Source organism: Microbacterium sp. ISL-103, assembly GCF_018613995.1.
GTDB lineage: Bacteria > Actinomycetota > Actinomycetes > Actinomycetales > Microbacteriaceae > Microbacterium.
The window spans coordinates 1-5,817 of record NZ_JAGGPD010000225.1; the positions used below are offsets into that span (position 1 = coordinate 1).

The 5,817-nt window shown below is 67.1% G+C and carries 5 protein-coding genes; 2 read left to right on the forward strand and 3 right to left on the reverse strand.

Annotated elements, in window-relative coordinates; translation table 11 throughout:
* The coding region (locus J7E68_RS09155; RefSeq protein ID WP_215171912.1) for a carboxylesterase family protein at positions 1 to 887 on the forward strand (887 nt) is incomplete at its 5' end.
* 18 nt (positions 888 to 905) lie between these two features.
* On the opposite strand, the gene hemW is transcribed toward J7E68_RS09155, so the two are convergent.
* The 3 genes from hemW to lepA form a co-directional block, all read right to left on the reverse strand.
* Complete coding sequence (gene hemW, locus J7E68_RS09160) at positions 906 to 2,123, reverse strand: radical SAM family heme chaperone HemW (protein WP_215171914.1); 1,218 nt, start codon at positions 2,121 to 2,123, stop codon at positions 906 to 908.
* 16 nt (positions 2,124 to 2,139) lie between these two features.
* On the reverse strand, positions 2,140 to 2,793 hold the full coding sequence (locus tag J7E68_RS09165; RefSeq protein ID WP_215171916.1) for a DUF1990 family protein: 654 nt from the start codon (positions 2,791 to 2,793) through the stop codon (positions 2,140 to 2,142).
* Positions 2,794 to 2,865: 72 nt separating this feature from the next.
* Positions 2,866 to 4,719 (reverse strand): translation elongation factor 4, encoded by a 1,854-nt coding sequence (gene lepA / locus J7E68_RS09170; protein WP_215171924.1) that lies wholly within the window; start codon positions 4,717 to 4,719, stop codon positions 2,866 to 2,868.
* A 240-nt stretch (positions 4,720 to 4,959) separates the two neighbouring features.
* Here lepA and J7E68_RS09175 point away from each other — a divergent pair.
* Positions 4,960 to 5,817, forward strand: an 858-nt coding sequence (locus J7E68_RS09175; protein WP_215171926.1) for an ABC transporter permease, incomplete at its 3' end; no start/stop codon positions are given.

The window sequence follows — 5,817 nt, forward strand, 5'->3', positions numbered from 1 at the left end:
CCGCCCAGATCACTCTCATGGGCGAATCCGCCGGCGGCCCGATCGTCGCAGGACTCCTCGCGAATCAGGCCTCCCGGGCGCTCGTCGCACGCGCGATCATCGAATCAGGTCCCCTCGAAGCCCAGACCGCCAAGAGGGCAGGCCGTGTGACCGCGCGGCTCGCGAAGCTTCTCGGTGTCACGGCGGATCGCGCGGGTTTCGCCTCGACGTCTCCCGAGAAGCTCTTGGATGCGCGGCGGCAGCAGGCGTCCGGGTCGTCACCGCTCGGCGGAGCGCCGGGATTCCAGTTCGCGATCGATGCCGCCTCTCTCCCCCGCTCTCCGCACGAGGTGCTCGCCTCGATCGACATCCCGCTGCTCATCGGGAGCAACACAGACGAGTACCGCCTCTGGTTCACTCCGGCCGCACTCGACGGGATCAGCGAACTGAAGCTGCTGCTCGCCCGGCTGGCGCTGCGGATTCCGCGCAAGGCCGTCTCCGCCTATCGCGCGGCCTTCCCCAATGCGTCGACCGGCGAGATCTTCGGGCAAGTCGCGACCGACGTCATGCTGCGTGCCCCGCTGACCAGACTCGCACGAGCGCGCAGAGCACCGACCCACGTCTACGAGTTCGCGTGGTCGAGCCCGGTGCGCGATCTGCGCGCCGCCCATGCACTGGAACTGGGCTTCGTCTTCGACCGGCTCGGCGACCCCGAGGCTCAGCGCCTCGCGGGTGGCGATGCTCCCCAACGCCTCGCCGATGAGATGCACGCCGCCTGGATCGCGTTCATCACGACCGGGGATCCCGGCTGGCCGACCTTCGGCGCTGAACGGACCACGCGTCTGTTCGACACCGAGAGCGCGACCGTCGCCCAGCGCCGGTCCGAGGCGCTCGACCTGCTGCCGTAGTCGAGCCGCGAGGCGCCGTCAGTCGGTGAGTTCGCGCACGACCGCGTCGGCGAGAAGCCGACCGCGGAGCGTCAGCTGCACGCGCCCGCGCACCGCGGCGGCGGGGTCGACGAGGCCGTCCGCGATCAGGCCGGCGACACGCGTGCGCTTGTCCGGCTGCAGGTCGGCGACCGCGATCCCCTCGCGGATGCGACTCAGCAGCAGGACGCGCTCGAGAATCCTCGATTCCGCATCGGGACGCTCGGTTCCGGCGGCCGGCGACTCCTCGGCGGCGAGACGCTGCGCATAGGCGGCCGGGTGCTTCACGTTCCACCACCTGAGCCCTGCGACGTGGCTGTGCGCGCCGGGGCCGAAGCCCCACCAGTCACTCCCCCGCCAGTACGCGAGGTTGTGGCGCGAGCGCTGTTCCACCGTGCGCGACCAGTTGCTGATCTCGTACCAGTCGAAGCCCGCCGCTGCGAGACGCGCATCGGCGAGCTCGTACATGTCGGCCTGCAGGTCGTCGTCCGGCGCCGGCACCTCGCCTCGGCGGATCTGCCGCGCGAGCTTCGTGCCGTCCTCGATGATCAGTGCGTACGCCGAGATGTGGTCCGACTCGAATGCGAGCGCCGCATCGAGCGACGCCTCCCAATCACCGAGCGACTCACCGGGGGCGCCGTAGATGAGGTCCACGCTCACGGCGAGGCCTGCGTCCTTCGCCGCGGCGACCGCCGTCGTCACATTCTCGGGGCGATGGGTGCGGTCGAGAGCGGCGAGCACATGCGGCACTGCCGACTGCATGCCGATCGAGAGCCTCGTCACACCGGCATCCGCGAGCGTGCGGGCGACCTCGGGCGTCACCGTGTCGGGGTTCGCCTCGACCGTGACCTCGGCGCCGTCCGTCAGACCGAACGCGTCGGTCGCCGCACCGAGCATCCGGGCGAGAGCTCCCGCGGGCAGGAGAGTCGGCGTGCCTCCGCCGAAGAACACGGTGTCCATCGGGCGCAGCGCGCCCGCATCCGCGAGAACGCGCTTCGCCAGGTCGATCTCGGTGATCAGCGTCGAGGCGTAGTCCTCCTGCTTCGCACCGCGAAGCTCGCCGGACGTGTAGGTGTTGAAGTCGCAGTAGCCGCAGCGAACCCGGCAGAAGGGGACGTGCAGGTAGGCCGAGAACGGCGCAGCCGGGTCGATCGCGAGATCGGACGGAAGGCGTCCGTCTGCCGGCGCCGGATCGCCCAGGGGAAGGGGACCGGCCATCAGAGAACTGAGGCCATCAGACCGGGGTCGCGTAGAGCGGGGAGATCGCCCGCAGGTAGCGTGCGAACAGCTCCCGGCGGCGGCGCTTCACGAGCGCGGGGACGACGCGGTACAGCAGGGAGTTCGGCGCATCGAATGCGCGCACCGAGAACCACACCTCGTCGTTGTCCTCGCGCCAGTCGATGTCGAAGGATTCCTCACCGCGCACGACCGAGCCGCCGACAGTGCCCAGCACGAATCCGATGCGGCGCTTCTCCTCGGTGACCGAGATCACACGGAGTTCGGCATCCGCTCGCATCCCGCTCACACGCCCGTGCAGACGAAGGGTCATCCCCGGTCCTGCGAACGGAGTGCCCTCGGCATCGAAGCGCTGCTCGACGTCGGTCTTGCTCGGGGAGATCGGGTTGCCCTCCGCATCGAAGCTCACCCCGGCGTACGCGGGGCCCGGTGCAGGACGCACGTCTGTGACGCTGAGTCCCGCCGCGCGCTGGGCGGTCCAGGTGAGCAGAGACTCGCCCGCCGTCTCGAAGCGCTCCGCGCCGCTGCCGATCCGCCAGGAGTTCTCCGCCGGGAGGCTGCGCTCCGGCGGGTACTGCATCAGATCGGGCGCGTGGGTCGCACCCACGGCCGCATAGTCCACCGTGTCGTCTCGGAAAGTCCCGCGCCGCATGATTTCCAGCCTACTTCCCGTTTCCTGGACGATCACCCTCCACGTGCCGGGAACGCCCCGACCGGCAGGGCCCTACTTCTTGTCCTTGCCCTCGACGTCGCCGGAGAGCGCTGCGATGAACGCCTCCTGCGGCACCTCGACACGGCCCACCATCTTCATGCGCTTCTTGCCCTCTTTCTGCTTCTCGAGGAGCTTGCGCTTACGGCTGATGTCACCGCCGTAGCACTTGGCGAGCACGTCCTTGCGCAGCGCCCTGATCGTCTCGCGGGCGATGATCCTGGCGCCGATGGCGGCCTGGATCGGCACCTCGAAGTTCTGGCGAGGGATCAGCTTGCGCAGTCGCTCCGTCATCAGCGTGCCGTAGGCATAGGCCTTGTCGCGGTGCACGATCGAGCTGAACGCGTCGACCTTGTCGCCCTGCAGCAGGATGTCGACCTTGACCAGGTCCGCCTCCTGCTGTCCGGCGGGCTCGTAGTCGAGCGAGGCATAGCCCTGTGTCTTGGACTTGAGCTGATCGAAGAAGTCGAAGACGATCTCACCGAGCGGCATCATGTAGCGGAGCTCGACCCGCTCCTCGGAGAAGTACTCCATGCCCAGCAGTGCTCCGCGGCGCGACTGGCACAGCTCCATGACCGTGCCCACGTAGTCCTTCGGCAGCAGGATCGCTGTCTTGACCATGGGCTCGGACACCGAGCCGATGCGGCCGTCCGGGTACTCGCTCGGGTTGGTCACCGTCACGGTCTCGCCGGTGTCGCTGGTGAGGACCTCGTAGATCACGCTGGGAGCGGTGGTGATGAGGTCGAGACCGAACTCGCGCTCGAGACGCTCGGTGATGATCTCGAGGTGGAGGAGCCCGAGGAACCCGCAGCGGAAGCCGAAGCCGAGGGCGACCGACGTCTCAGGCTCGTACTGCAGTGAAGCGTCGGAGAGCTTGAGCTTGTCGAGCGCCTCGCGGAGCTCCGCGTAGTCGCTGCCGTCGATCGGGTAGACGCCCGAGAACACCATCGGCTTGGGATCGGTGTAGCCCGCCAGAGCCTGGGTCGAGGGCTTGCGTGCCGACGTGATCGTGTCACCGACCTTCGACAGGCGCACGTCCTTCACACCGGTGATCAGGTAGCCCACCTCGCCGACGCCGAGCCCCTTGGAGGGCACCGGTTCGGGGCTGGACACGCCGACCTCGAGTGCCTCGTGGTTGGCACCCGTCGACATCATCTGGATCCGCTCTCGCGGCGAGAGGCTGCCGTCGATCATGCGGACGTAAGTGACGACACCGCGGTAGGCGTCGTAGACGGAGTCGAAGATCATGGCACGGGCGGGGGCATCGGCATCGCCGACCGGGGCCGGGATCTCTTTCACCAGTCGGTCGAGCAGTTCCTCGACGCCGACACCGGTCTTACCCGAGACGCGCAGCACGTCTTCCGGCTTGCCTCCGATGAGGGATGCCAGTTCCTTGGCGTACTTGTCGGGGTCGGCGGCCGGAAGGTCGATCTTGTTCAGCACGGGGATGATGTGGAGGTCGTTCTCGAGCGCCAGGTAGAGGTTCGCCAGCGTCTGGGCCTCGATGCCCTGCGCGGCGTCGACGAGCAGGATCGCTCCCTCGCAGGCGGCGAGAGAGCGCGACACCTCGTAGGTGAAGTCGACGTGACCGGGCGTGTCGATCATGTTGAGGGCGAAGGTCTCGCCCTCGATCTGCCACGGCATCCGCACGGCCTGGCTCTTGATCGTGATGCCGCGCTCGCGCTCGATGTCCATGCGGTCGAGGTACTGGGCGCGCATGTCGCGATCGGAGACCACGCCGGTGATCTGGAGCATGCGGTCGGCGAGGGTCGACTTGCCGTGATCGATGTGCGCGATGATGCAGAAGTTGCGGATCTGCGCCGAAGGCGTCGCGGCAGGCTGAAGCGGAGTGAGGGCGCGTGGTGACATGTCCTGTCGATTCTACGGTGAGGCGAGGCTATTGCCCGCTTCGTCCGATCCGGTGATATTCTGCCGAGGTTGCCCGGGAGCCATCCGTGACACCGGATCCCGTGAGCGATAAGACTCCGTCACAGACCAAGTGCAGGCGTCGTGTCGCGCAGATCGGCTGATGGTGCTTGACTGTCTTCCCGGCTCAGCGTTGCGTCGGCGGATCCCGCGCGCGTCTGTAAAAGAGAAAGAATCAACACCTTGATCAAGTATCTGTTGCGCCGCCTGCTGGGATGGGTGCTCATGATCGTCCTCGCGACGAACATCACCTACTTCCTCGCGTGGCTGTATCTCGATCCTGAGAACAACTACGTCGGACGCCGACCGCCGCTCTCGCCCGAGCAGATCGACAATCTTCTCGTCCCGCGCAATCTGAGCGAGTCCGTTCCGCTGCTCGAGCGGTGGTGGACCTGGTTCTCCAGCATCCTCTTCCGCTGGGACTGGGGCGTGGGCCCCACCGGTGAGTCGGTCAACGAGCAGGTCGCCTATCGTGTCTGGATCAGCGCTGAACTGGTTCTCGGCGCGACGATCATCACGACGGTCCTCGGCATCGCTCTGGGTGTCTACACGGCATCGCGGCAGTACAAGCTCGCAGACCGCATCGGTCAGGGCACGAGCATCATCACGATGAACATCCCGACCGTCGTCGCGGGCTTCGCGCTGGTGCTGCTGGCGATCAACTTCAACAACGCGGTCGGCACGACCGTCTTCTACGTGGTGGGCTCCTCCAGTCAGGGGGTGGAGGGCTTCTTCCCGGTGCTCATAGATGTGCTGCAGCATCTGACCCTGCCCACCCTCGGTCTCGTGCTCACCGGCTACGCCTCGATCCACTTCCTGCAGCGCTCTCTGCTGCTCGACAACATCAAGGCCGACTACGTCCGCACCGCGCGGGCCAAGGGGCTCACCAAGCAGCAGGCCATCCGCAAGCACGCGCTGCGTACGTCGCTCATCCCGGTGACGACGCAGGTCGCGTTCACGATCCCCGCGGTGTTCACCGGAGCGGTGCTGACCGAGACGATCTTCAACTGGAACGGTATGGGTCGCTACTTCATCCAGACC

Excerpts from the sequence above, each read along its gene's own strand:
- hemW (WP_215171914.1), bottom strand. The coding sequence starts at position 2,123 with ATGGCCGGTCCCCTTCCCCTGGGCGATCCGGCGCCGGCAGACGGACGC.
- J7E68_RS09165 (WP_215171916.1), bottom strand. The coding sequence starts at position 2,793 with ATGCGGCGCGGGACTTTCCGAGACGACACGGTGGACTATGCGGCCGTG.
- lepA (WP_215171924.1), bottom strand. The coding sequence starts at position 4,719 with ATGTCACCACGCGCCCTCACTCCGCTTCAGCCTGCCGCGACGCCTTCG.